General features: G+C 46.4%; 14 protein-coding genes, 3 pseudogenes and 1 riboswitch. Of the genes and pseudogenes, 15 read left to right on the top strand and 2 right to left on the bottom strand.

Annotated features, from left to right (window positions below; all coding sequences use genetic code 11):
* Together ACTWJ7_RS21205 and ACTWJ7_RS21200 are read right to left on the bottom strand one after the other, a co-directional pair.
* A complete protein-coding gene (locus tag ACTWJ7_RS21205; RefSeq protein ID WP_079344274.1) occupies positions 1-426 on the bottom strand; it encodes a DMT family transporter in 426 nt (141 codons plus the stop codon).
* A 168-nt stretch (positions 427-594) separates the two neighbouring features.
* Positions 595-1,392 carry a Nif3-like dinuclear metal center hexameric protein gene (locus ACTWJ7_RS21200; protein ID WP_079344275.1) on the bottom strand — a complete coding sequence of 266 codons (798 nt, stop codon included), beginning with the start codon at positions 1,390-1,392 and terminating at the stop codon, positions 595-597.
* A 225-nt stretch (positions 1,393-1,617) separates the two neighbouring features.
* Between ACTWJ7_RS21200 and ACTWJ7_RS21195 the strand changes: the two genes are divergently transcribed.
* The 15 genes and pseudogenes from ACTWJ7_RS21195 to ACTWJ7_RS21125 all read left to right on the top strand — a co-directional run bounded on the left by ACTWJ7_RS21195 (position 1,618) and on the right by ACTWJ7_RS21125 (position 23,754).
* Positions 1,618-2,223 carry a biliverdin-producing heme oxygenase gene (locus tag ACTWJ7_RS21195; RefSeq protein ID WP_079344276.1) on the top strand — a complete coding sequence of 202 codons (606 nt, stop codon included), beginning with the start codon at positions 1,618-1,620 and terminating at the stop codon, positions 2,221-2,223.
* Positions 2,224-2,301: 78 nt separating this feature from the next.
* Positions 2,302-3,969, top strand: a complete 1,668-nt coding sequence (locus tag ACTWJ7_RS21190) for a GAF domain-containing protein (RefSeq protein WP_443145853.1) — start codon at positions 2,302-2,304, stop codon at positions 3,967-3,969.
* Positions 3,951-4,808 carry a diguanylate cyclase domain-containing protein gene (locus tag ACTWJ7_RS21185; RefSeq protein WP_443145852.1) on the top strand — a complete coding sequence of 286 codons (858 nt, stop codon included), beginning with the start codon at positions 3,951-3,953 and terminating at the stop codon, positions 4,806-4,808. Before ACTWJ7_RS21190 ends, ACTWJ7_RS21185 begins: the two co-directional genes overlap by 19 nt.
* A gap of 211 nt (positions 4,809-5,019) precedes the next feature.
* Positions 5,020-6,669 (top strand): TerB N-terminal domain-containing protein, encoded by a 1,650-nt coding sequence (locus tag ACTWJ7_RS21180; RefSeq protein WP_079344277.1) that lies wholly within the window; start codon positions 5,020-5,022, stop codon positions 6,667-6,669.
* A gap of 7 nt (positions 6,670-6,676) precedes the next feature.
* Entirely contained in the window at positions 6,677-8,017 is a 1,341-nt protein-coding gene (locus ACTWJ7_RS21175; protein WP_079344278.1) for an ATP-binding protein, read from the top strand.
* Positions 8,014-10,224: pseudogene (locus ACTWJ7_RS21170) on the top strand (DEAD/DEAH box helicase). Before ACTWJ7_RS21175 ends, ACTWJ7_RS21170 begins: the two are co-directional and overlap by 4 nt.
* 120 nt (positions 10,225-10,344) lie before the next feature.
* Positions 10,345-10,455: riboswitch (purine riboswitch) on the top strand.
* Positions 10,456-10,561: 106 nt separating this feature from the next.
* Positions 10,562-11,515, top strand: coding sequence for an EamA family transporter (locus ACTWJ7_RS21165; protein ID WP_301878880.1), 954 nt, complete (start codon positions 10,562-10,564; stop codon positions 11,513-11,515).
* Positions 11,516-11,721: 206 nt separating this feature from the next.
* Positions 11,722-12,147 carry a cupredoxin domain-containing protein gene (locus ACTWJ7_RS21160; protein WP_024633844.1) on the top strand — a complete coding sequence of 142 codons (426 nt, stop codon included), beginning with the start codon at positions 11,722-11,724 and terminating at the stop codon, positions 12,145-12,147.
* Between the two features lie 97 nt (positions 12,148-12,244).
* Positions 12,245-13,267: an SDR family oxidoreductase gene (locus tag ACTWJ7_RS21155; protein ID WP_301878879.1), complete on the top strand. Its 1,023-nt coding sequence runs from the start codon at positions 12,245-12,247 to the stop codon at positions 13,265-13,267.
* 9 nt (positions 13,268-13,276) lie between these two features.
* On the top strand, positions 13,277-13,933 hold the full coding sequence (locus tag ACTWJ7_RS21150) for a carboxylesterase family protein (protein WP_301878878.1): 657 nt from the start codon (positions 13,277-13,279) through the stop codon (positions 13,931-13,933).
* A gap of 170 nt (positions 13,934-14,103) precedes the next feature.
* Positions 14,104-14,982 carry a hypothetical protein gene (locus tag ACTWJ7_RS21145; RefSeq protein WP_443145851.1) on the top strand — a complete coding sequence of 293 codons (879 nt, stop codon included), beginning with the start codon at positions 14,104-14,106 and terminating at the stop codon, positions 14,980-14,982.
* A gap of 43 nt (positions 14,983-15,025) precedes the next feature.
* Complete coding sequence (locus tag ACTWJ7_RS21140; RefSeq protein WP_443145850.1) at positions 15,026-20,866, top strand: fibronectin type III domain-containing protein; 5,841 nt, start codon at positions 15,026-15,028, stop codon at positions 20,864-20,866.
* On the top strand, positions 20,863-21,615 hold the full coding sequence (locus ACTWJ7_RS21135; RefSeq protein ID WP_443145849.1) for an S-layer homology domain-containing protein: 753 nt from the start codon (positions 20,863-20,865) through the stop codon (positions 21,613-21,615). The genes ACTWJ7_RS21140 and ACTWJ7_RS21135 overlap by 4 nt, the downstream gene beginning before the upstream one ends.
* A gap of 131 nt (positions 21,616-21,746) precedes the next feature.
* Positions 21,747-22,459 (top strand): annotated as a pseudogene (gene treR, locus ACTWJ7_RS21130) (trehalose operon repressor).
* A 363-nt stretch (positions 22,460-22,822) separates the two neighbouring features.
* A pseudogene (locus ACTWJ7_RS21125) lies at positions 22,823-23,754 on the top strand (glycoside hydrolase family 5 protein).
* Positions 23,755-23,787 lie beyond the last annotated feature (33 nt).

The raw sequence follows: 23,787 nt of genomic DNA, 5'->3' as shown, positions 1-23,787 counted from the left end.
TTACAGTTTCATAATAATGACGCCCGTTACCATTAATGCTATACCCAGAAATTGCGGTAGTTTCATTTTTTGCTTCACGACGCCGAACCATCCGTTACTGTCGACCAGAAAGGTCAGGAACAGCTGTGCAATCAACAGGGCTGAGATCGTAAAGGTTACTCCGATTTGCTGGATTGCCGTGACTTCGCTGAAAATAATCACTGCCCCAAATGCGCCCCCCGCCAGGTACATGGGCTTCACTTGCTTCAATCCTTGCAGGTTGATGTCACGTACGAATACCAGGATCAGAGCCGCCAGTATGAACCCGGTGAGCTGTGTAATGGTTGCGGCTTGCCACGTGCCTATGTCCGTACTGATTCGGGTATTCGCGACCCCTTGCAGGGTGATACATGCACCGCCTAATAGTGCGAAAATAATTCCTCTCATGGTTGTACTCTCCTTGTCGCGTCATTACTTCTTCGATTTCTATTAAATGATATATCCACTCGAAAAGCCAAGGACAAATGTCCTCAGCTCAGAAGTTATAGCATTTAGAGTACAACAAAGGCTCCGCAAAATCCACACAGAATCCTGTTTAGAACATTATTATGACAATCAAAGTACTTGATATACCGGTTGCTCACCTATAAAATGAACAGCCAATTCTGGGAAAGCCGCAGCCAATCTATCAGACAGAAGCTTCATTCCCGAAGCCTCACTCTCGGCATGGCCGATCATAAGAAGAGCCTTTTGTTTTCCTTGCTGCACGGCATCACGTATGTACTCCGGTGTCTCCCATTCGAATCCTTCACCTGCAATAATGAGATCAAGATCTTCCTGCCCAAGCAGAGGAATGGTCAGATTGCCGTTCCCTCGAAAACCTACAAGCACCGCTGCGCGTCTGCATGCCATCTTTGGATCACCAGCTAGGCGTACATATTCGATCCCAAGCGAACGTTTAATATGTTCCGCAATAAGCTGAACTGTCATACCTTCCGGAAAAGATAGAAGGTCGACTTCCGGTTTACGCTGAACCACATAAGAGGACCATCCTAATGCCTGAACCAATCCTTCCGTAATGCCATCCGGTTGAAAACGGTGAATTGCATCATGGCAGCGATAGATTGCAATTCCGCCGTTCTCGATTAGCTTTCTCTTGGTTTCATAAACTGGATCATCAGCCAGCCAATCGGTATGACTATGATGGTTATAGAAGGGAGGTTCATGAGCAATAATCAGATTAGCCCCACGCTGTATGGCATGCTCAATCACATGTTGTGTAGGCATAAAGGTAAGGAAAACACCTGTGACCAATTGGTCGGGCGAGCCCATAATCAGTTGATCCACGGTGTTTTCCGGTAGTTTAACTTTGGCAGTGAGATGGTTTATAACATGTTGAATGGTTATACTCATATGGATCATTCCTCCAATGACAGGTATGCAAACAGTGTATCATTTTGAGGGATGAACAGCATTATCTACCTGATTCATATAGTTTTCTCTCACAAGAGAAAGTATACTTACATAGAGTCTTTATCTAGATTAAATGAAGTATCCATTCAAACCTACACTGAACATTTAGTTAAGTATACGTTTTAATTCTGATGAAGAGATCCGATATAGAAGGGCGATGATTACATGACAGCCAGTACGATTATGGAACGTCTGAAGAGTGAGACAGCTCATTATCACAGACAAGTGGAACAGAACGATTATGCCAAGGCTATTATGAATCAAACCGTTAGCTTGGAAGATTACAAGACATATCTGGAGAAATTCTACGGGTTCCTGAAACCATTGGAAGATCAGGCTGTACAGCAGCCTTTCTGGGAAAGTACGGGACTGGATTTCGAGATTAGAGGAAAAGCGAATTTACTTGAAAATGACCTGCGGAATCTGGGCGCCAGTGAAGAAGAAATCAGCCAGATTTCTTTATGTAAGGATCTTCCGGATATCTCGACTCCAGCAAGGTTGTTTGGCTATCTATACGTCATTGAAGGATCTACGAACGGAGGTCAGATCATGACGAAGCGCTTGTCACAGTTCCTGCCGATTGAAGCAGATCGGGGGCTGGAATATTTTAATGCCTATGGTACGGAAACCAGAACGAGATGGGCAGAGTTCACGGAGCTGCTGCGTCAATCCATCACAGCGGAAGAAGATCATGATATTATGGTGCACACGGCTTCGGAAACGTTCCGATTACTCGATCAATGGATTAATACAAATACAGATCATTTATAAGTTGAAATAAGAGTTATCACATCATGAGAGGGGATTTTTCAGGCTATGCCCGAATCGAAATCCAGGAAAGAAAATAATATGCTTAACCGTACATTGCTCAATCAGGGTACGTACACCAATGATCCAATTGATTTAAACAATTGCGACAAAGAACCCATTCATATCCCCGGCTTCATTCAACCTCATGGTGTGCTCTTGGCTGTGACCACCAACAATATCCCGACGATTGTACAATGCAGCCAAAATACAGAAGAACATCTCGGTCTTACTGTGCAGGAAGTGATTGGTCTGCCACTCGAGCATCTGATTGGCAAGGATAATATCAAACAGGTGCTGGCATGCAACTTCAGTGCCTCTGTAACATCAGACCTGCAATATATGGATCTCACGATAAACGTATCTGGAAAGGCTCAGGTCTTCACTTCTGTCATTCATGAAAGTGAAGGCTTGTTGATTCTGGAGCTGGAGCCTTCTTATGAAAAAGGGAACATGGAAGGTAATGATTTTGAGTGGATTTCCAGATTCTTCAGCCGCATCAAAAGTACGGACAATCGGGTGGAAGCGAGTCAGATTGCAGCAGAGCAGGTGAAAGACATGCTCGGCTATGACCGGGTCATGATCTATGAATTTGACGAACAATGGAATGGGAAGGTCATCGCAGAAGCACGCGAGGAAGAGCTCGAACCGTTTCTCGGACACCATTACCCCGCGTCTGATATTCCCAAACAGGCACGCGAGTTGTACCTTCGCAATTGGTTGCGCACCATTGTGAACGTGAATTATCAGCCTGTGGAGATTGTTCCCTTGCTGCAACCTTTGACGGGTAAACCGCTCAATCTGAGCTTGTCAGTTCTGCGCAGTGTATCCCCGCTGCATATTGAGTATTTGCAAAACATGGGGGTAGGCGCAACCGTAACCATTTCCCTGATTCATGACAATCAACTGTGGGGCCTGATTACATGTCATCATAATTCAGCCAGATATATACCTCATCGTGTTCGGAACTTGTGTAACTTCCTGGGCTCCTTCTTCTCAAGTGAATTGTTTCAACGTCAGCAGTTAGATGACTATCAGGCTGAGATCAGGTCACGTGAAGCAGCTACCCAAGTTGCAAATATCTTTATTGGCAATACAAGTCCAGCGAGAATTATTGAAGAGCTGCAGGGTGAAGAGCAGACCTTACTGAGCCTGATGGATGCTTCGGGAGCTGCGATCTGCTATCAGGACAAGTTGTTGTTATATGGCGATACGCCAGCAAGAGAGCAGGTGCGGGAACTGGCGGCATGGTTGGCAGGCAAGTCGGAAGATTACAGTTATCACACCTCCAAACTGAGTCTGGAGTATGATCCTGCTAAAGCTTACAAGGAAAAAGCATCAGGTATTGTGTATGTTGCCATATCCCCTGGGCAGCATCACTATATCATCTGGTTCCGTCCTGAAGTGGTTCAGCTTGTAGATTGGGCAGGGGATCCGGCCAAAGCAGTGATCAAAACCGATGATGGGATGCGTTTGTCTCCCCGGAAATCCTTCGAAAAATGGAGAGAGGTCGTTCAGTCTACTTCTTACCCGTGGACAACGAAGGAACTGAATGTGCTGCCATTGCTCAAAAGCATTGTGCGCCGTCAAACGGAGAACCAGCTGGCTCAGGCGGAGGAGCAATCTTTACAGAATGCACGTGTTTTGCGGCAAAATGAGCAGCGTTACTTGCAGTTGATGGAGTTTTCCCGGTGGCCTTTTTTACGTTGACGGATGGATTCATTATTTATTGCAATAACAGGGCAGCTGAACTGCTTGGCTATGAAAACTCCAAAAATCTCATCGGCAAGGAATTTAGAGGGTTTGTGCCTGACAAGACAAGAACGATTTTGCAGCAAAATCTGGAGGAACTGAAGCTCAATAATACTCGTTTGTTTACCAACAAGGCGTACTTCACCACAGCAACGGGCACATCTTTGCTGCTTGAGATTACGCTGGCTTCTGTTACGCATGCAGGCAAACCTTCAGTGATGGTCCTTCTGAACAGTGGAACCTCCCATCATGATCAGGATCATTATACGGAGACAACCAGTCAGCTCCAGACCTATCTCAACACAGATTCGTTAACAGACATGCCGCTTCAGACGATATTCAAATCCCGGCTTCAGGATGATTGGGATGAATGTTTGCAGGAGAAATGCAGTTTGGGTCTATTTATTATCGATATCGATGATTTCCGTTCATATAATGCATCTTATGGACTTCAAGGCGGCGATCTGTGCCTGCAATGGATAGGAGATGTACTTACGGTTGTTAGTGAACAAAATAATGCCGTCATTTCACGTCTTGGGGGAGGAACCTTCATGTTGAAACTGAAGAGTGCGACATCAGAACGTTCAGTGGAGCTTGCCGAAGAAATTAGACAACATGTGCTTGCACTTCAAATTCAGAGGGATCTGTCCAGTCCAAGTGAAGTAGTCACTGTTAGCGTAGGCGGTTCGGTAATGGTTCCCGAAGAGACGCTGATGATGTCGGATCTAATTGAAAAAGCCAGTCAGGCCCTTGCTCAAGCCAAGAGTGGCGGGAAAAATCGGGCTATCGTGGTTTGACACGAAGTTGTACCAGGTCTTGCTGTAAAGAATACAGGTAAATGGTAAAGAGGGAAGGGATTTAAACTGGATATCAGTTTGAATTTCTTTCTTTTTCTGCTCAAAAGGAAAGTATTATTTTCATCACCGCAGGCACAGGACAAGTGTTATAATGTTCAATATGGATACACTTGTTCGCATTCACACGTAGAGGACGGTGAAACGGAATTCAATGAAAGAGGATTCAAGACAACTGGAATTTATGGAGATAGATCTGAGTGAAGAGCCCATCACAGCGGCAGTCCCGGTTCCTGATCGTTCAACGATTGTCTGTGCTGATTTTGATATAAGATTGCCTGGCGGCATATTGTCTTCGGAGAAAAGGTTTGTCGAGGAAGCAAGGCAACTCATGGAAGTGATAGGCGAGCAGGCTCCCTGGATTCCATTCATGAGTTATTGGCCGACCTATGGTGTAATGAACGAACCTCAGCGAAAGTGGTATATGTATTGGAGGACGGAAGTCCGGCAAGGACGTTTCCCTGATACGGATCTGTCCTATCTGTTTGTTCATATTTATGAACTGATTAACGGAATTGGTTGGCAGGAACCCCAGGAAGGTTACGACCAATTAAAACAGCTATGGATGAACTATCGTGAACGGCTCCCGCAGTTGGATGTATACATGCAGGAGTGGATCATTGATTATGGCTTGGTACACGAGTTGAACATGTCAATATCCGAGATGGTGGAGCTTTCGAGCGGGTATTTGCCACCGGAGATTCTCGACATGGAATTGACGCGGCTGTTAAACGGCAATGTATCAGATATCTCATTGAAGCTGTTACAGAGATACTATGACTATGACATTACGCTCAGCAAATTTTACAGGGATGGCGGCAAGCAAGTTCTGGAACAATACATTCCCCGAGTTATGGCTTTGGTGGATAGCTATCTGCTGCGTACACGCAAGGCAGGTATACTGGATCAGTTTCAGCTGAATCGTGAAAAGACTATGGAACGCACGTTGTTTCGAAAAGCCGTATATGACGACTCGATTTATGGAAAATCGGTTCGAATGTCATATGTTCCAATTGGAGAGCATGCAGATTTTATCCAGTTTGTAACCCGGGTTTTTCGATGCACGGAAAATAAATGCCGTGAACTGCTCGGTTTCAGAGGGCGGCTCCGCGGAAAGACCCTTGAACCTGAGCTTGCGGACGTGATTGAACGTTACCTGGACAAGGTCTTTGCCATCGAGCAAATGCCAGAAGTAGAGCAACCGATAGTCCGAATTGACACAGAGAAACTTGCTTCGCTGCAGCAGGAAAGCGAATATGTGCGGAGAGCACTCATGATTGAGGAAGAGCATGTGACTGAAGATAGGGATGCATACCATGCGACCGAAGTGAGTAACAGATCTGATGGGTTAGAAATCTTGGCAGAGATTGAACAGAATACGGGCAGTAGAGGCCCTATGGTCATTCAGAACTCAGTTGATAAAGCTGAAGGAGAAGATGCTAAGCGATCTAACCAGCTGGAGGCTGACGTTGAGAAGACAATTAATTCTGACCGAAGACAAGGAAGCGGAGATTCGGAGTCATTAACCCTTCAATGGGAAGAAACCGTTTCAGCTAATCTGGATGAAGAATGGAAAGTATTCTCGGAGCAGCTTTCTCCAAGTCATGTAAGGACAATTCATGCCCTGCTTGGAGATAATCCGGATACGGAGCTGATGCAAGTGGCAGAGCAATACGGTACGATGCCTGCACTTCTGTTGGATGAAATTAATGATATAGCCATGGAAACGATTGGTGACCTTTTGATTGAAGGCGATCGGATGGTATCGGATTATATGAATGTGTTTGAACATGTGAAGAGGTGATTGGGCAGTGGCAGAACTTAAAATACCAAAGCGGCTGACTACCGCACTAGTGAATTCGTTGACAGCGGGCGTTGTGCCACGAATCGGACTGGAGCAGATTGCTGTTGGCCGGAAGTCTGAAGTGGACGCGATCTTGCGGGATATGGACAATATTGCAGAAGGTGGGGCAGCCTTTAAGCTGATTACTGGAAGGTACGGGAGCGGGAAAAGCTTTCTGTTGCAGATGATTCGTAACTATGCGATGGACCGGGAATTTGTTGTGGCTGACGCCGACTTGTCACCTGAGCGCAGACTGGTGGGAACCAAAGGTCAGGGGCTTGCAACATACCGTGAGCTGATGACTCGCCTGTCCACTCGTACACGCCCGGATGGCGGTGCACTGGAATCAATGTTGCAGAAGTGGATCGCAGGTCTTCAGCAGCAAGCGATGCAGAGCCAGGGCTTACGCCCGGATGATCCCGCACTTCCCGCTGAAGTGGAGAAGCAGATCTATGCGGTGACGAACGAAATGCAGAATTTGGTACATGGATTCGATTTTGCCAAGGTGCTGGCTTCGTACTGGAACGGGTATAAATTGGCGGATGATGACCGCAAACAGGCGGCACTTCGTTGGTTAAGAGGGGAATTTTCGACGAAGACAGAAGCAAAAAAAGAGCTGGCTGTCGGCGTCATCATTGACGATGATAACTGGTATGACTACTTCAAATTGTGGTCCGAATTTACGGCACGGATCGGATATAAAGGACTACTGCTGTTCATTGATGAAGCGGTGAATCTGTACAAAATTACAAACAGCATTTCCCGGCAAAGCAACTATGAGAAGCTGCTTACCATGTTCAATGATACGATGCAGGGCAAAGCAGAACACCTTGGCATTTTTGTAGGCGGCACACCACAATTTGTGGAGGATGAACGGCGAGGACTTTTCAGTTACGAAGCACTTCGCTCCAGACTCATTGATGGCCGCTATGCAGCAAGGGAATATGCGAATTATACCGGACCGATCCTGAAACTTTCGATGTTGTCCCATGAAGAGATTTTGATACTGCTGCAGAAGCTGCGTCAGATTCATGCCCTGCATTTTGGATACGATGCAAGTCTGACGGATGAGGATTTAGTTGATTTTATGCAAATAGCTGTGAACCGACTCGGTGCGGATGAGCTACTGACCACACGTGAAGTGGTACGGGACTTTATGGATGTGCTGCATACGCTCCATCAGAATCCCGAAGTAACCTATACTCAATTGCTTGGAGAGCGAGCCAAACCACCGGAAGCGGGAAAAGCAACAGATTCTTCAGCATCTGGCGATGATCTGGATGATTTTCTGGCGGAGTTTGAATTATGAGTGAGAACCCTTTCTATCGACTGGCTCCTTTTGTACAGGAATTTATTTATAAAAAAGATGGGAATCGCTTCGGCCTGCCCAGATTGAAGCTTGTAATATTTGCTTTCACACTCCGCATCACATGCTGATTGCGGCAGGCACAGCCTCCGGCAAGACGGAGGCGGCTTTTTTTCCTGCGCTGACCGAGCTGCATGAACGGCCCTCCAAATCCGTGGGCATCTTGTACATTGGGCCGCTTAAGGCACTGATTAATGACCAATTCGAGCGACTAAAGGACTTGTTGTCCGAGGGGAATATTCCGGTATGGCACTGGCATGGGGATGTGCCTCAGGCAGAGAAACGCGTCTTATGCGAAGTCCCTCTGGTGTGCTTCAGATTACCCCTGAATCGCTGGAAGGTTTGCTGATGAATCGTCCCAATGCCATTCCAGCACTATTTCATGATCTGCGGTATGTCATTATTGACGAGGTTCATGCTTTCATGGGGGCGGATCGAGGCATTCAGGTATTGAGTGAACTGGCCCGAATTGAGCGCATGGCAGGATGTAAACCGCGAAGAGTGGGACTGTCTGCGACACTGAGTGATTATGATGCAGCTACAGCCTGGCTTGCTGCCGGAACAGGGCAGGGTGTCGATGTGGTCGCTTCTCCCGGTGGTCGCAAGCTGCGTCTGCGGGTAGAGCATTTTTCGTTTCCTGATGCGCGGGATGAAGAACAGGCGGAACATCTGCATAATGCACGTAAAGTCTATTACGACTTTATCTATGAAAGTACACATCGTAAAAAAGCTTTAATTTTCACCAACAGCCGGACGGATGCCGAAGTTACCATACTTGAGATGCGGCGTGTGGCCGCACGGAGACAGGAGCGGGATGTATTCCATGTTCATCATGGAAGCATCTCCGCCATGCTGAGAGAAGAGACCGAGGCTGCCTTGCGAACTGGTTCAGGGCCTGCAGTAGCTGCGGCTACTGTAACACTGGAATTGGGTATCGACTTGGGTGAACTGGAGCGGGTTGTGCAGCTTGGCGCGCCTTATAGTGCATCAAGCTTTGTTCAGCGTCTTGGACGATCAGGCAGGCGTGGGGATATGGCTTCCGAGATGCTATTTGTATGTCCGGAAGAAGAGGATGAGGAAGCTCAATTGCCTGCTCGTATGCCATGGACACTGATGCGGGCCATTGCTGTTATTGAATTGTATGTAAAGACCAAATGGGTTGAACCGCTTGAAGCCCGTAAAATGCCGATGGGTGTACTCTATCATCAGACGATGAGCATGCTGAAAAGCATGGGGAGGCTGAGCCGAAAGAATTGGCTGAAGCCATGCTTTCGCTCGCACCATTCGTGCACATTCGTGCAGAGCAATATCAGCTTTTTCTAAATTATCTGATTGAGACTGATCATCTGCAGTGGACGGAAGATCGGACATTAATTATCGGGCTTACGGGTGAGAAAACCGTGAATAACTATCGCTTTTACGCGGTGTTCAAAGATGATGAAGAGCACAAAGTGCTGAACGGTTCCGAAGAGATAGGTTCCATAACAACCGTGCCACCCCCAGGTTATTGCTTCTCGCTTGCAGGCAAACTGTGGAAAGTGGAAGAGGTGGACCACAAGCATAAATCCGTGTATGTGAAGGCGGCCAAAGGCAAGGTGGATACGCTGTGGCTTGGTGCGGGTGGAGACATTCATACGACGGTCGTCCAGAAAATGCGTGAAGTACTGTCAGACACGGTGATATATCCCTATCTTTCCCCTCAAGCGGTAAATCGCTTGGAACGTGCTAGGCGACTTGCACGTGAAAGTGGATTACTGAAACAGGTGGTCATCCCAGCCGGTGGAGATTCCCTGTATGTATTGCCATGGGTGGGAAGCAAGTCTTTCCGCACACTGGAGCGTTTAATGAAGCACAACTTGTCTGACAAGCTTGCCTTGCGTTCTGTTGTACCGATGGAGCCTTATTATTTTGTCGTGTCAGGCAAGGTGGATGGTCGCACACTTTTGGCCGAGATCATGAGCGAATGTCGAACGGCCGAAGACGCATCTGCGTTGCTTTCAGAAGACGAAGCACCGTATCTTGGTAAATATGATGAATTCGTGGCTCCTCCTTTGATCCGAGAGGCTTTTTCAGTGGATGGATTGGATTTAAATGGACTCAAAGAAGGATTGCAGCAAACGTTAACATGGGATTCTTCATCTGCGAAATGACGTAATTACGCAATTCATTTACTTTGAATTTGAATTAGAAAAATTTAAATTGTGAATCAGGGTTGACACCCCCTCACCTGCCATGTAATATATGAAAAGTCGTCACATACGAATCGCAAATAACAAATGCATATTTCATCTCGTATAACCTCGCAGGCCGAAAGTGTACACAGGGCGAGGGTCTCTACAGGAAGCCTATACTTCCTAACTACGATGCCAGGGAATCATTGTATCCCTTGCTCGTAGTTAGGATTTTTTGCATTTGTTTGGAGTCTGTGACCTTGGCATGGATCAAACATGCGGACGCATTTTTCGATCATCAGGAGGTTTATCTAACATGAAATATTATCTGTCCGTTCTCGCAGGAGCGATGAGCTATGGCATATTATCCACTATTGTGGTTCTGGCTTACGGCGAAGGGTACAAACTCGGAGAGGTTGTGGGTACACAGCTGATCACGGGCTTCATTCTGTCCTGGATGCTGGCATTATACTCGAAGTTTAGAATGAAACGGAAATCACAGGCAGATGGAAAACCAACAGCAGCTGTGGCAAAAGCGTTACAGAAATTAACGTGGAAGCAGCGTTTAATATTAATGGCTGCAGGCACCCCGACGGTCATTACCGGCCTTGTCTATTATCAGTCTTTGCGGTACATTCCTGCATCTCTGGCCATTATTCTTTTGTTTCAATTCACTTGGATTAGCGTATTGATTCAGGCCATTAGCAAACGTCAGCGTCCTGACAAAGTAACCTTCTTGACGTTGATTATTCTGTTTGGCGGAACATTGCTGGCAGCAGGTTTCCTGGAACAGGGACTCGGGGAGTTTAACGGCTTGGGCATAGCGCTTGGGTTGATGGCGGCTGTAAGTTACTCGTTGTTTGTACTGTTTAGTGGTAAAGCGGTTCCATCGGCACATCCGGCTTTTCGCAGTGCCTGGATGGTCACCGGGGGTCTGGTCTTGCTGTGTATCCTGTTCCCGCCGACGTTCCTGTTTAACGGCTTAATTTGGAGCCAGCTGCTTGTTTTCGGATTGTTGCTTGGATTCTTCGGAGCTTTTATCCCGCCAGTACTGTTCGCAGTAGGTGTCCCTCATATTGGAGGGGACATGGCCGGCATTCTTGGTGCGGTTGAACTCCCAATCGCGGTGCTGCTCTCATCCATCGTGCTGCACGAGCATGTGAGCCCATTGCAATGGATCGGGGTTATCGTGGTGCTGATTGGTGTAGCGCTGCCAGAGATCTATAAGTTACGGATGAGACGAAGTCGAAATACACCTCTATATTCCTGAGTGGGGAATAAGATAGAGTTATAAAGATCATAGCTGTAGCTGAAAGAGTAAGAGCCTGAATAACGCAGGCTCTTTTTATATGATTACATTTAACTCAGTGACGCCCAGTCAATATGGCCCATGTGAGTCATTTTCATTTTTAACCGGATGGGGTATGCTGAAGAAGAGTTGCAATAGAATGGGAACATAGAAAGAGGAGCGTTGAGATGAAAAGCTGGATTAGCAAAACCTGGCCTTGGCTTACGCTGGGAATTACGGTAGTTGTACTGCTGGGATCTTTTATGGTGTATTTTATGGGCAAGGACATGTCACCCGGTTCAGGAAGTGCCGTAACGGCCAAAGCCGAGACGCCGGAGGATTTGAAGGGATATGAAGTTATTGATGTTAACGTAAGTAATGACGGTTTTGAACCAGATGTTATTGAAGTTAAATCCGGGGTCCCCACCAAAATCAATTTTATTCTTACCCGGCAAGTTACACACGTCAAATCAGTAGCGGCTGACAAGCTCGGTATGGATCTTTATATGCAAAAAGGAAACAACTACTATACTGTAGACAAGGATGTCCAACCTGGTGAATATGAAATTCACTGCGGTATGTACATGATCTATGGAACGATCAAGGTCATATAATGGTGAGGAGCAAAGATTCGTTAATTGAATCTTTGCTCCTCTTTGATGTGCGTGATATCATGGACTAGTGATCAAATTCATCTGGAGGTGGGCAAATATGAAAGCGCTTTTTATTGGAGGGACAGGTACCATCAGTACAGCAATTACCGATCAGTTTGCCAAGCAAGGCTGTGAACTTTATTTGATCAACCGGGGTAATCAAAACGATAATTTGCCTGCGCAAATCAAAGTGCTGCAAGCCGATATTAACGATGAAGCACGGGTTGCTGAGCTGATTGCCGACCTTGAGTTCGATGTTGTCGCAGACTTTATCGCATTTGTACCTTCACAGCTGGAGAGAAATTACCGTTTGTTCAAGGACAAAACGAAGCAGTTTATATTTATCAGTTCGGCATCTGCCTATCAGACACCACTTGCTGATTATCGAATCACCGAGGGTACGCCATTATCCAATCCGTATTGGGAATATTCACGTAACAAGATAGCTTGTGAGGATTATCTGATGAAACAGTATCGTGAAGAAGGCTTTCCGGTGACTATTGTACGTCCAAGCCATACTTATAGTGAACGTTCTGTTCCCCTGGGTGTGCACGGAGCCCAAGGCAGCTGGCAGGTCCTTAAGCGCATGCGTGAAAATAAACCGGTACTCATTCATGGAGACGGTACATCTCTCTGGACCATAACGCATAACCGTGATTTTGCCAAAGGATTCATTGGCCTTATGGGCAATATCCACGCCATTGGTGAATCGGTACATATTACCTCGGACGAGTCGGTAACCTGGAATCAGATCTATGAGATTATTGCAGGAGTGCTTGGCGTCAAGCTTCATGCGGTTCATGTATCTTCCGAGTTTTTGGCGGCGTGCAGTGATCAGGATCTTCGAGGCGGTTTGCTGGGGGATAAGGCGAACACGGTGGTATTTGATAACAGTAAATTGAAGAGACTGGTTCCGGAATTTGTGGCAACGATCAGGGCTGATCAGGGAATCCGGAGCACGATAGAATATATTCTTGCACATCCTGAATTGCAAACAGAAGATCCCGAATTTGATGCTTGGTGTGACAAGGTTGTCGGAGCATTGGACGAGGCATTGTTGAAAATTAGAGATGAGAAATGAGGCGAGCATATGTCCCAGACCGGGCATCGACTGGTAAAAGAAATCACCAAAACCGTTACATTGGACTATCTGCTGCACATTCCCGAGAGGGAGGAGCCTCTTTCCAATAATGAGAAGTGGCCTGTCATTTTGTTTCTTCATGGTGCTGGGGAACGAGGGAATGATTTGGAAAAGATTAAAGCACACGGGGTCCCCCTTATTGCCGAGCAGGACAAAAGTTTCCCTTTTATCGTAATTTCACCGCAGTGCCCGGTAGATGAATTCTGGGGTATGCATCGCGAAGCTGTTATGGCTCTTCTGGAACATGTGTTGGAAACCGAAGCAGCTGACCCGCAGCGGGTGTATCTTACTGGTATGAGTATGGGCGGATATGGTACATGGGATCTTCCGCTGTTTTACCCGAATACATTTGCAGCATTAGCTCCTGTATGTGGAGGAGCCGATCCATCCAAAGCGGAAGAATTGCGTAATATACCCGTCTGGGCATTTCATGGCGCCAAGGATGACATCGTTTACGTCTCTGAATCTGAGAAGATTGTTCATGCACTGGAAGCACTGAACGCGGATGTGAAGCTCACGATATACCCTGAAGGTGACCATGATGCCTGGACAGAAACGTATGATAACCCAGAGTTGTACAAGTGGTTTCTGAGCCATACGTTATAATCAATCATTCGTGAATGAAAATATTTTCAGCATTCCTAAGTATTTACTTTCGTTATTGGAATCGTTATAATCAAGAAAAAATGACACTTGTTAGGGGAGGCACCCAACAGAGGACTTTGTTCCTTTGTTGGGGTGCCTCCTTTTTGGTGTGCAGAAAAGGAGAGCAGACGTTGAAGAAATCGCGAAAATCTATTAAAAAACAAGCCGAGCAGCTTACCAAAGTGGTACTGGCAGTTGCCTTGCTGTCTCCCCAAGCCTTGTTGGTCGAATGGAGTTCAACGACCGTTATGGCTGAAGCTGTGGAGAGCATCAGTATTGTATCCGATACGGCCAGCATGAAGGCTGTTCAATCCTCCAAGGTGAAGGTGGAGATGAATAGTGATGGCAAATATAGAATTGTGTTGCTTCCAAACACCAACGTATTCTACGGTGGTGATACTGGGAATGTATCCACCATTATTGATCATAACGGCACGCCCGTTAATTTTAAGTCATTGCCCCTTAATTATTATCGAATTAATAACAACGTAATCGAAATGTCCAGGCAAAAAGACAATGTAGAGTATATTTTGCGAGTGTCCATCGTTAATGCAACATCTCAGGGAGGGTATATGAAGGTGGAGCTGGAAGCTGTTAACCGCAGCGGCTCTACGCTAAATCTGGGAGGCACATTCTACTGGGATACGATGGTGAATGGTAACGATGCTTCTCCGTTTGAAGTGATTGAGAACGGCTGGCGCAATTACAGCGGTGGTGTTCAGGTGACGGCTTTTTATGCCAATACGTATAATGTTGTGGACGCAGATCGTATTTTCATGGGGCAGTATAGCAGCCCGGACAGTGCGCAGCTAACAGGTGGTTCTTCACCATCTTCCTTTACGCCAGGACAGACGGTGACGGCGACGGATACCGCTGCGCAATTCTGGTGGAACGGCAAAGCAACCGCCAACGAGGCGTCACGCAAATTTTCGACGATTGTAGGAATTGGTCCCAAAATGCACCACCCTCGTTTGCACTATCAGCCCCTCCTCGGGTCAGACCTATTATAAAGGGGAACAGCTTCAAATTTCCGGTACAACCCGGGATACGGATGTGGGAGATCTTCTGACCGTCAAATGGTCAATCGACGGTGGGTCGGAGAACATTTTGACACAGATGACAGCTACAGGTTCCAATCAGTCCTTTAACACGAATTACACATTGCCGGATACACTCGCTGATGGTGCACATACGCTGCAGGTGTGGGTTATGGATGACAAGGGTGGGGTATCTTCAGCGGGGACCGTGAACTTCACGGTGAAAAGTTTCGTTGTTCCGGGAACGCCGACATTTACATCGGTTAATCCTAATAATCTATCGGTGAACTGGGACAAAAAGGCGAATGATACTTCTGTGACGTATGAACTGAAAAATGTAACGACAAATCAGATCTTTGATACAGGTACATCAAATAGTCGGCAAGTGACCGGACTTACACCGAATACCCCATATTCCTTTGCCGTGCGCGCCAAAAATGCGGTTGGTTCTTATACGGGATATTCAAGTCCAGCTAGCAAATTTACACTGGCAAATACACCTAATGAGGCAGCTGTGAGCCAGTTGGGTAACTCCGTTACGGCGAGTTGGAATAACAATGGCAATCCTGCGGGAACGAACTACAAAACGGAAATACGTAACTCGGTCGGACAAGTACTTCAATCCGGTACCACCTCATCAACTCGTACTGAACTCGTATTAACTGGACTTGCAGACGGATTGTATGACGTATATGTAGCAGCACTGAATGGAGAAGGCATACAGACTCCTTTTACCTCAGCGGGTCATATCACGAAGGATTCGACTGGTCCCACAGCACCCTCTATAGTGGTTAATCCTTCCTCTTGGACCAAGGAGGATGTCCTGGTTACGATTACAGCAGGCTCGGACGCCTTAAGCGGTGTGCAGAAGACACAATACAAGCTGGGGATCGGAGGAGAATGGAAGGAATACACAGTTCCTTTTAAGGTTGCTTCTGAAGGAAACACACTCATTATTGCACGTAGTATAGATACATTTGGCAATACAGGACAGGAAGCGTCTGTCACAGCACGGGTGGACCGTACAGCTCCAACACCTCCCGTCATTTCGTTGAATCCTCCGGAATGGACCAATTCGGCAGTGACGGTAACGTTAACGGCAGGTACGGATGAAGCAAGTGGAGTGGGGCTTACACAATATAGGCTAGGAGGTGAAGGGACTTGGACTGATTATCGAGAGCCTTTTCCCATCCATACGGAAGGAGTAATCGAGATCCAGGCTCGAAGTGTAGATCGGGCCTCAAACGTCAGTGCGTCAACTTCAGCCACTGCCCGGATCGACAAGACAGGGCCTGAGGAGCCTAAAATTACGCTCAGTGACGATGAATGGACGAATCAGGATGTGTCTTTTGAAATAACCAGCGGTGAAGATACAGGCAGCGGGCTTGCCAAAAGCCAATATCGTCTAAACGAACAAGGCCCCTGGATCGATTACACCGGAGAAGTGAAAGTTACCAAGGAAGGACAAACCACAATATATGCACGCTCGCTTGATCGGGTAGGAAATGTAAGTACTGTAGCGAAAGCATTCATTCGAATAGATAAGACCGCTCCAACAGAGCCGGTTATTACATTGAGTCAGTCCGGCTGGAGCAAGGAAGCTGTACAATTTACGATTGCTGGCAGCGTAGATGAGCATGCCATATCGTATGAATATAGTTTGAATGGCGCCCCGTATATTGTAGGAAACTCAGGTACAGTGAGTTCAAACGGGCCCACGGTAATTCGAGCCAGAGCGCGAGATGCTGTCGGAAACGTTAGCCAGGAGATTAGCCGTACGGCTCATGTCGATCAGGTTGCTCCAACGATTACGTTTACACCGAATGGACAGGGTTGGAGCGACACGGATATAACGGCTACAGTGCAATATGCAGATTCTGATTCGGGTATCAATGAGAATTCGCGATGGTATAGAGTGACCAACAGTACTACATCACCTGACAACTGGAATGAAGCTCATACAAATGAGCATATTGTTTCAATCGAATCGGAAGGCATTTGGTACATCCATGCCAAAACAATGGACATGGCAGGAAATACATACGAGACGGTATCAGCTCCTTATCAGATCCAGCGCAAACCACTGCAACCTGGAAATGTGAGCATTTTACAGATTAATGAGACCTCAGCAGAACTTACGTGGGATTTGCCGACAGGAGAATGGTATACCGACGGGTATCAGTACGAAATTATTAACCATACGACAGGCCAGTCGTGGACAGTAGATTATCCCAAACATACGCTCAATGATCATTCCCTAAGTGGTGGTCAAGTCTATGAGTATGAAGTAAGGGCTCGAAATCATGCTGGCTTAAGTGATGCAGTAATTGTCCGTGCACTAACGATTCCAGCCGCACCGGGATCTTTACAAGTTCGAAAAGTGGATTCCCAGCCTGAGCTGGCAGAAGTGCATTTCGATTCGGTTCAAGGGGCTACTGCATACCGCATCATGGCTGCGACTTCGGATGGGAGAATCGTTTATGATCAAACATTCTCCGATTCTTCCAGCATTCCGTACATTACCAATCTAATCCCGGGAAGCATTCATACGATTTCGGTCACCGCGCTGAATGAGAGTGGTGCGGGAGAAAGCAGCAGGGCCGGATTCCTGACATTGCCTGCGGCACCTGGTGAATTTGCGGCCGTTCAGATTCGGGAGCATGAGATCTCTCTGGCATGGGAGACGGTAACTTCAGCCACGTATTACAGCCTTTCGCGCAGTGGATCAGAATTGTACGAAGGATTGGAAACGGAGTTTGTGGACACAGGTCTGGATAGTGGTACAGAGTATAGCTATGAATTGCTGGCTGCAAATGAGACAGGAGAAGGTCCAGTAGCTAGTTTGCAGAAGCTGGTGACATTGCCCGGGTCCGTTGAAAGCTTGAGTATAGATAATGCTACTACTACGAGCCTGCGTCTAAGTTGGAATCCGGTAAGAGGTGCAGAGCAATACGAAGTCTTTGTGAATGGAGAGAAAAGGGAGACATTGCCTGCGGGAACGCATGAATGGGCAATCACGGGATTGACTGCGGGAGTGATGTATCAGTTGGAGGTTCAGGCAGGTAATGGAAGTGGGCAAGGTCAAGCGAGTCGAACATATGGAACGACACTTCCCGAGAGTCCTTCGGGTCTTCACTTTGTACAACCGACTGAAACAGGAGCAACACTCCGATGGGATGCAGTACCTGGAGCCACGAACTACCGGGTTGTTCTTGATGGACAGAGTTATGAAATATCAGATACACGGCTTGAAGTGCATCAGTTATCAGGCAGCCGCCGTTATACGTATCAGGTGGAGGCCGGAAATGCTGCCGGTTATGGTGCAGCCACAAGCGGTGAACTGCTTACTTTGCCAACCAGACCTGAAGGACTCGCGGTCACGCGTACGGATGAAACAAGCATTGGGGTGGAATGGGAACCTGTAAATACAGCCGAGTCCTATATCGTAAAAATTAATGGGACGGAAGCGGGTCGAACTTCGGGACTTGCCTATACGGCTGGAGAATTGGTGCCAGGCATGGAGTATCTCGTGGAAGTACAGGCCGTGAATGCGTCCGGAACCGGTCAGTCCGCCAGCTTGATTCGATTATCCAAACCAGCGACGCCTTCAGGAATCGTTGTTGAACCGGGGGTACATAAAGCCACCTTGTCATGGGCCTCGATAGCAGGTGCTTCGGAGTATGTAATTCAACAGGGGAACAAAGAACTTTACCGTGGAACAGAGCTGACGGCCTTTATTTCAGGACTTCAGGATGGAACGATGCATCACTACACACTAGTTGCAGTTAACCGACAAGGGACAGCATCCGAAGCGACGAATGTATCCGTACTGACATTACCTGAGAAACCAGTTGAAATTCAGGCATTGGAAGTTTCGGAAAAAAGCCTTAGCCTTGATTTCACCAAAACAGGGGTAAAAGGTGCAGATGAATACATCATTGAACGCAATGGGCGAGAAATTGCTCGCATGGATGCGAGTGAAACTCGATTTGTAGATGAGAATTTGTCGCCGGGCACGAAATATACGTATAAGATCCGTGCGGTTAATGCAAGTGGTACAGGGGCGTCTCTAACTTATGGTATAACGACTCAGACCCTGCCTCTGTCCGAAGATGGGATTACTGTAACCAAGGGAACGCATGCGTTTGATATGTCGTGGGAAGCAGTAAAGGGAGCCGCCGCATATGAAATTCGCAATCAGACAACGGGGGAAATACAGACTGTGTCCGAACCATCGGTCCATCTCGCCAGTTTACTGGATGGCACCACGTATGCGTTTGAACTTACTGTTATGAATGAAGATGGTCACCGTTCTTCTTCTATTCAGGTTCTTTTGTTAACCAGGCCCATATCCCCACAAACCGCAAGTATCGCCGCCGTAACCGATCAATCGGCAACGCTGGATCTGAGTGGCAGCGCCACCCGAGGCGCAGATCAATTCATTATTTTGCGGAATGGTATTGAAATTGACCGTATTCCGGCGGCAAGTAATTCTTATGAAGACAAGGATTTGAAGCCGGGAGAGAGATACACCTATACGGTTAAGACTTCGAATGCTTCAGGAGATAGTGATACGGGATTTGATGTTCAAGTGCGTACGCTGCCTGCAACAATTACAGAAACGCTGCATCCAGATGTGATTGAAGAGACGAAGGCAGTGATTAAGTGGAAACAGGTGCAGGGAGCAGATGGGTATATTGTAATGATAGCGGATGACGAAGTTACTACTATTACAGAGAGCGAAGTAACTGAGGTTACCCTTAATGGACTTACCAGCGCAGCCCAATATGATCAAGTACAGATCGTTCCATACAATACGGCGGGTAACGGAAGTCCCGTGGTAGTTGCTCCATTTTTCACGCTGCCTCATGTTGATTCTGTTGAGATGAAGCTATATCCAGAGACCGATCATGCCAGATTGGAGTGGGCTTTCCCTTACCTCAACGAAACATTTGTGATCTTAATCGATGGTAAGGAGCTGTATAGAGGCAAACAAAAAGAGTATATCGTGAATCTGCTTCAGGGTGGAACCAACTATTCCATTGAACTGTATACCGAGAACGAGCAGGGAGATACATCTCATAAGCTTGAATATACGCTATTGACCAAACCAGAAGCTCCAAAGGAAGTGAAATATCGTTCGACACAGGAGAGCATTCAACTTCAGTTCGAAAAGAGCCATGTCAAGGGAGCTGAACAATTCATTATTGAACGTGACGGTGCAGAGATTAGCCGAGTGTCTGTTGACGAGCCTTTTTACGAGGACAAGAGGCTTGAGCCTGTAGTAAATTATGTGTATACCATCAAAACCGTAAATGCGTCCGGTATTAGTGAAGCCGGGTTCAATCTAAAAGCAGTTACGCTGCCTGGCAAAATTCCTTCTCCACCTCAAGCGGAAGAACGCACTCAGCATGGTGCAGATATTGTATGGGATATGATTCCTGGAGCAGCAGGCTACCGCATCTATCAAGGAGACGAGCTGATTGCGACAACAACGGAAACGTCGATACATGTAACTGAATTGAAAAGTGCCCAGCGCTATCCTAACTTGTCTATTGTACCTTTCAATGAGGCAGGAGACGGAGAGACGGTCAGTGTACCGGAATTCGAGACTTTGCCCTCCGATGAATTCACCGTTTCAGCAATCGCACAGAGTACAAGCAGCATTGTATTGAACTGGAATCTGGAATCTTCGAATGAAACGATCGTGTTTTCTAGTAGTGGACGGGAGATTTATCGTGGAAAAGATCGAAGCTACATCTGGACAGGATTATCGGGTGGGCAGCGCTATGATGTACTATTGTGGACTGAAAATTCAGCCGGGAAAAAAGCGAAAGCCAGCAGGCCACGGCTGTGACTCTGCCCTATCCACCTCCAAGCGGAAGTGGAGCTGCTTCACCATCACCTTCCTCCAAACCGGAGGATGCTCAACCCGGGGTGTCTCAACCTGAGCTAAATGAGAAATCGGAAACAACAGTCAAAAAAGAGGTCAAATTCATTGATATTGGCCAAACATTCAATAAAGATCAGATTATATGGCTGGCCGAGCAAAGCATCATTCAAGGTGTAAGTGATACCCGCTTTGAACCGCGGCGTCCCATTACAAGAGCGGAGTTCACAGCACTAATTGTACGATTAATGGGCGTGGACACATCTGCCGATTATCAGCATGCTTTTCGGGATGTGAACGATCAGGATTGGTTTGCTCCAGAAATAGAAGCCGCCGTAAGTCGTGGAATGGTACATGGCATGGGAAATGGTAAATTTGCTCCACATGCGCTCGTAACCCGGGAACAGGCATCGAAGATTATTGCGAATGTTATTCGCAAAATTAAGCCGGAACCTGCAACTTCACGTCGTGCGTTTACGGATCAGATGGATGTGTCCGATTGGGCCAAAGAAGAGGTGGAAGAGCTTGCAGGAATGTACATGCTTACCGGATACGAAGACGGCAGTTTCCGTCCCTTGCAGCATCTGAGCAGATCCGAGGCGGCAGCCCTGATCTTCCGACTGAACAAACTGATTCGTATTATTGAAGAGAACCAAACTATGGACAACAATGGAACGAGTATAGACGCCGATACTAACACGTCAAAAACGGAGTGAATGACGTAGATAGATTAACATGTAAATTCATCCTTTCATCATCTTCAGTAGCCACATTATCGGTTGTTCGACTTTTAATGTTATAATAGGTAGCTAATATGACAAAAAAGGGTAATGGACAGTGGTGATGAATGATGAATAATAAATTTATCCGAATCTATGAAGATATTGCAGCTCGTATTCGGACTGGAGAAATTGAAGCAGGTACATTGCTTCCATCGGAACTGGATCTATCGGAAAGTTATCAAACGTCCAGAGAAACAATTCGCAAGGCGCTGAAAATGCTGTCTGAAGAAGGTTATATTCAGAAAATTCAAGGCAAGGGCTCCATTGTACTGGATATACGTAAAATCGATTTTCCTATTTCAGGTCTTGTCAGCTTCAAGGAACTGGCTAAAAAAATGGGACATCGGGCCAAAACGTACGTTAAGGTTTTTGAAGAAAAAAGGTTGATCAGACCTTGTTCAAAAAAATCAATTTTGGTCTGAATGAAAAGGTCTGGGAGATCAGACGTGTGCGCCAAGTGGATGGGGAACATGTCATTCTGGACAAGGATCATATAAGCCAGCGACTTATTCCTGGTTTGAGCAAGGAAATATGTAATGACTCTATCTTTGAGTACATTGAGGAAGAGCTGGGGTTAACCATTTCTTTTGCGAAAAAGGAAATATTGGTGGAGGAGCCAACTGCTGAGGATAGGGAATTGCTTGATCTGGAAGGGTTCCATAATGTAGTTGTAGTCAGAAGCCAGGTTTACCTGGAGAATGCCAGCCAGTTCCAGTTCACAGAGGCGAGGCATCGCCCGGACAAGTTCAGATTTGTAGATTTTGCCCGGCGCAGATAAGGTTCATTGACCTTCCATAGAACAAAGAGAGTACCTTTTCACTTCTTTTATCGGTGAATGAGGTACTCTCTTTGCTGTGGGGCTAAATTAATTCCTTATCATGGAAAAATAACTTGACCAGTAAGCGTTTTCATTTTATTATATTTCCATAACCTTAACGATAAGGTAAATAAATTTAAAACATTTATATTATATTAAGTTATTTATTTGTATTTATAACCTTTTATGATTATGAGTTACTTTTGATTTTAGTTAACTTATTGCCTTGAGCAGGGTTAATTGAAATAAACAAAAAAATGTGGGAGGTTCTAACGAATGGTCAAGTTGCAAAAGTGTACAGTCTTTACCGTAATTGCTGCACTTATGTTAGTAATTCTGGGAAGTGCTGCGCCCAAAGCGTCTGCTGCTACAGGATTTTATGTAAGTGGGGGCAAATTGTACGATTCCACAGGCAAGGCATTTGTTATGAGAGGTGTCAATCATGGACACTCCTGGTTTAAGAATGATCTGAACACGGCTATCCCTGCGATTGCCAAAACAGGTGCCAACACCGTACGAATTGTGCTGTCCAATGGTGTACAGTACACAAAAGACGATCTGAACTCCGTTAAAAACATCATTAATGTTGTAAGCGCAAACAAAATGATTGCGGTGCTTGAAGTACATGATGCAACAGGTAAGGATGACTATAATTCGTTGGATGCAGTGGTGAACTACTGGATTAGCATCAAGGAAGCACTCATTGGCAAAGAAGACAGGGTTATCGTAAATATCGCGAATGAATGGTATGGAACATGGAACGGCAGTGCCTGGGCTGATGGATACAAAAAGGCGATTCCGAAGTTAAGAAATGCCGGTATTAACAATACATTGATTGTGGATGCAGCCGGCTGGGGCAGTACCCACAGTCCATCGTGGACTATGGACAAAGTGTATTTGCAGCAGATTCACAAAAAAACACGGTATTTTCCATTCACATGTATGAATATGCCGGTAAAGATGCGGCAACCGTCAAAGCCAACATGGAAAGCGTGCTGAACAAAGGATTGGCCCTGATCATCGGTGAGTTTGGTGGATACCACACGAACGGGGATGTCGATGAATATGCGATCATGAAATATGGTCAGGAAAAAGGCGTAGGCTGGCTCGCTTGGTCCTGGTATGGCAACAACTCTGATTTGAGCTATTTGGATTTGGCTACGGGCCCTAACGGAAGTTTGACAAGCTTTGGCAACACGGTCGTTAACGACACCTATGGAATTAAAAATACATCCCAAAAAGCAGGGATCTACTAGGATCTATCTTTCCATACAAGGTTCCAACAATTA

The sequence above is a fragment of the Paenibacillus sp. 1A_MP2 genome, from assembly GCF_052244825.1.
Classification (GTDB): domain Bacteria; phylum Bacillota; class Bacilli; order Paenibacillales; family Paenibacillaceae; genus Paenibacillus; species Paenibacillus vandeheii.
This window is presented reverse-complemented; position numbering and strand designations above follow the sequence as displayed.

What these genes read in the sequence shown, in the direction of transcription:
- ACTWJ7_RS21155 (WP_301878879.1), top strand. Translation starts at nt 12,245, where the DNA reads ATGAAAGCGCTTTTTATTGGAGGGACAGGTACCATCAGTACAGCAATT.
- ACTWJ7_RS21150 (WP_301878878.1), top strand. Translation starts at nt 13,277, where the DNA reads ATGTCCCAGACCGGGCATCGACTGGTAAAAGAAATCACCAAAACCGTT.
- ACTWJ7_RS21195 (WP_079344276.1), top strand. Translation starts at nt 1,618, where the DNA reads ATGACAGCCAGTACGATTATGGAACGTCTGAAGAGTGAGACAGCTCAT.
- ACTWJ7_RS21205 (WP_079344274.1), bottom strand. Translation starts at nt 426, where the DNA reads ATGAGAGGAATTATTTTCGCACTATTAGGCGGTGCATGTATCACCCTG.
- ACTWJ7_RS21200 (WP_079344275.1), bottom strand. Translation starts at nt 1,392, where the DNA reads ATGAGTATAACCATTCAACATGTTATAAACCATCTCACTGCCAAAGTT.
- ACTWJ7_RS21165 (WP_301878880.1), top strand. Translation starts at nt 10,562, where the DNA reads ATGAAATATTATCTGTCCGTTCTCGCAGGAGCGATGAGCTATGGCATA.
- ACTWJ7_RS21190 (WP_443145853.1), top strand. Translation starts at nt 2,302, where the DNA reads ATGCTTAACCGTACATTGCTCAATCAGGGTACGTACACCAATGATCCA.
- ACTWJ7_RS21180 (WP_079344277.1), top strand. Translation starts at nt 5,020, where the DNA reads ATGAAAGAGGATTCAAGACAACTGGAATTTATGGAGATAGATCTGAGT.
- ACTWJ7_RS21160 (WP_024633844.1), top strand. Translation starts at nt 11,722, where the DNA reads ATGAAAAGCTGGATTAGCAAAACCTGGCCTTGGCTTACGCTGGGAATT.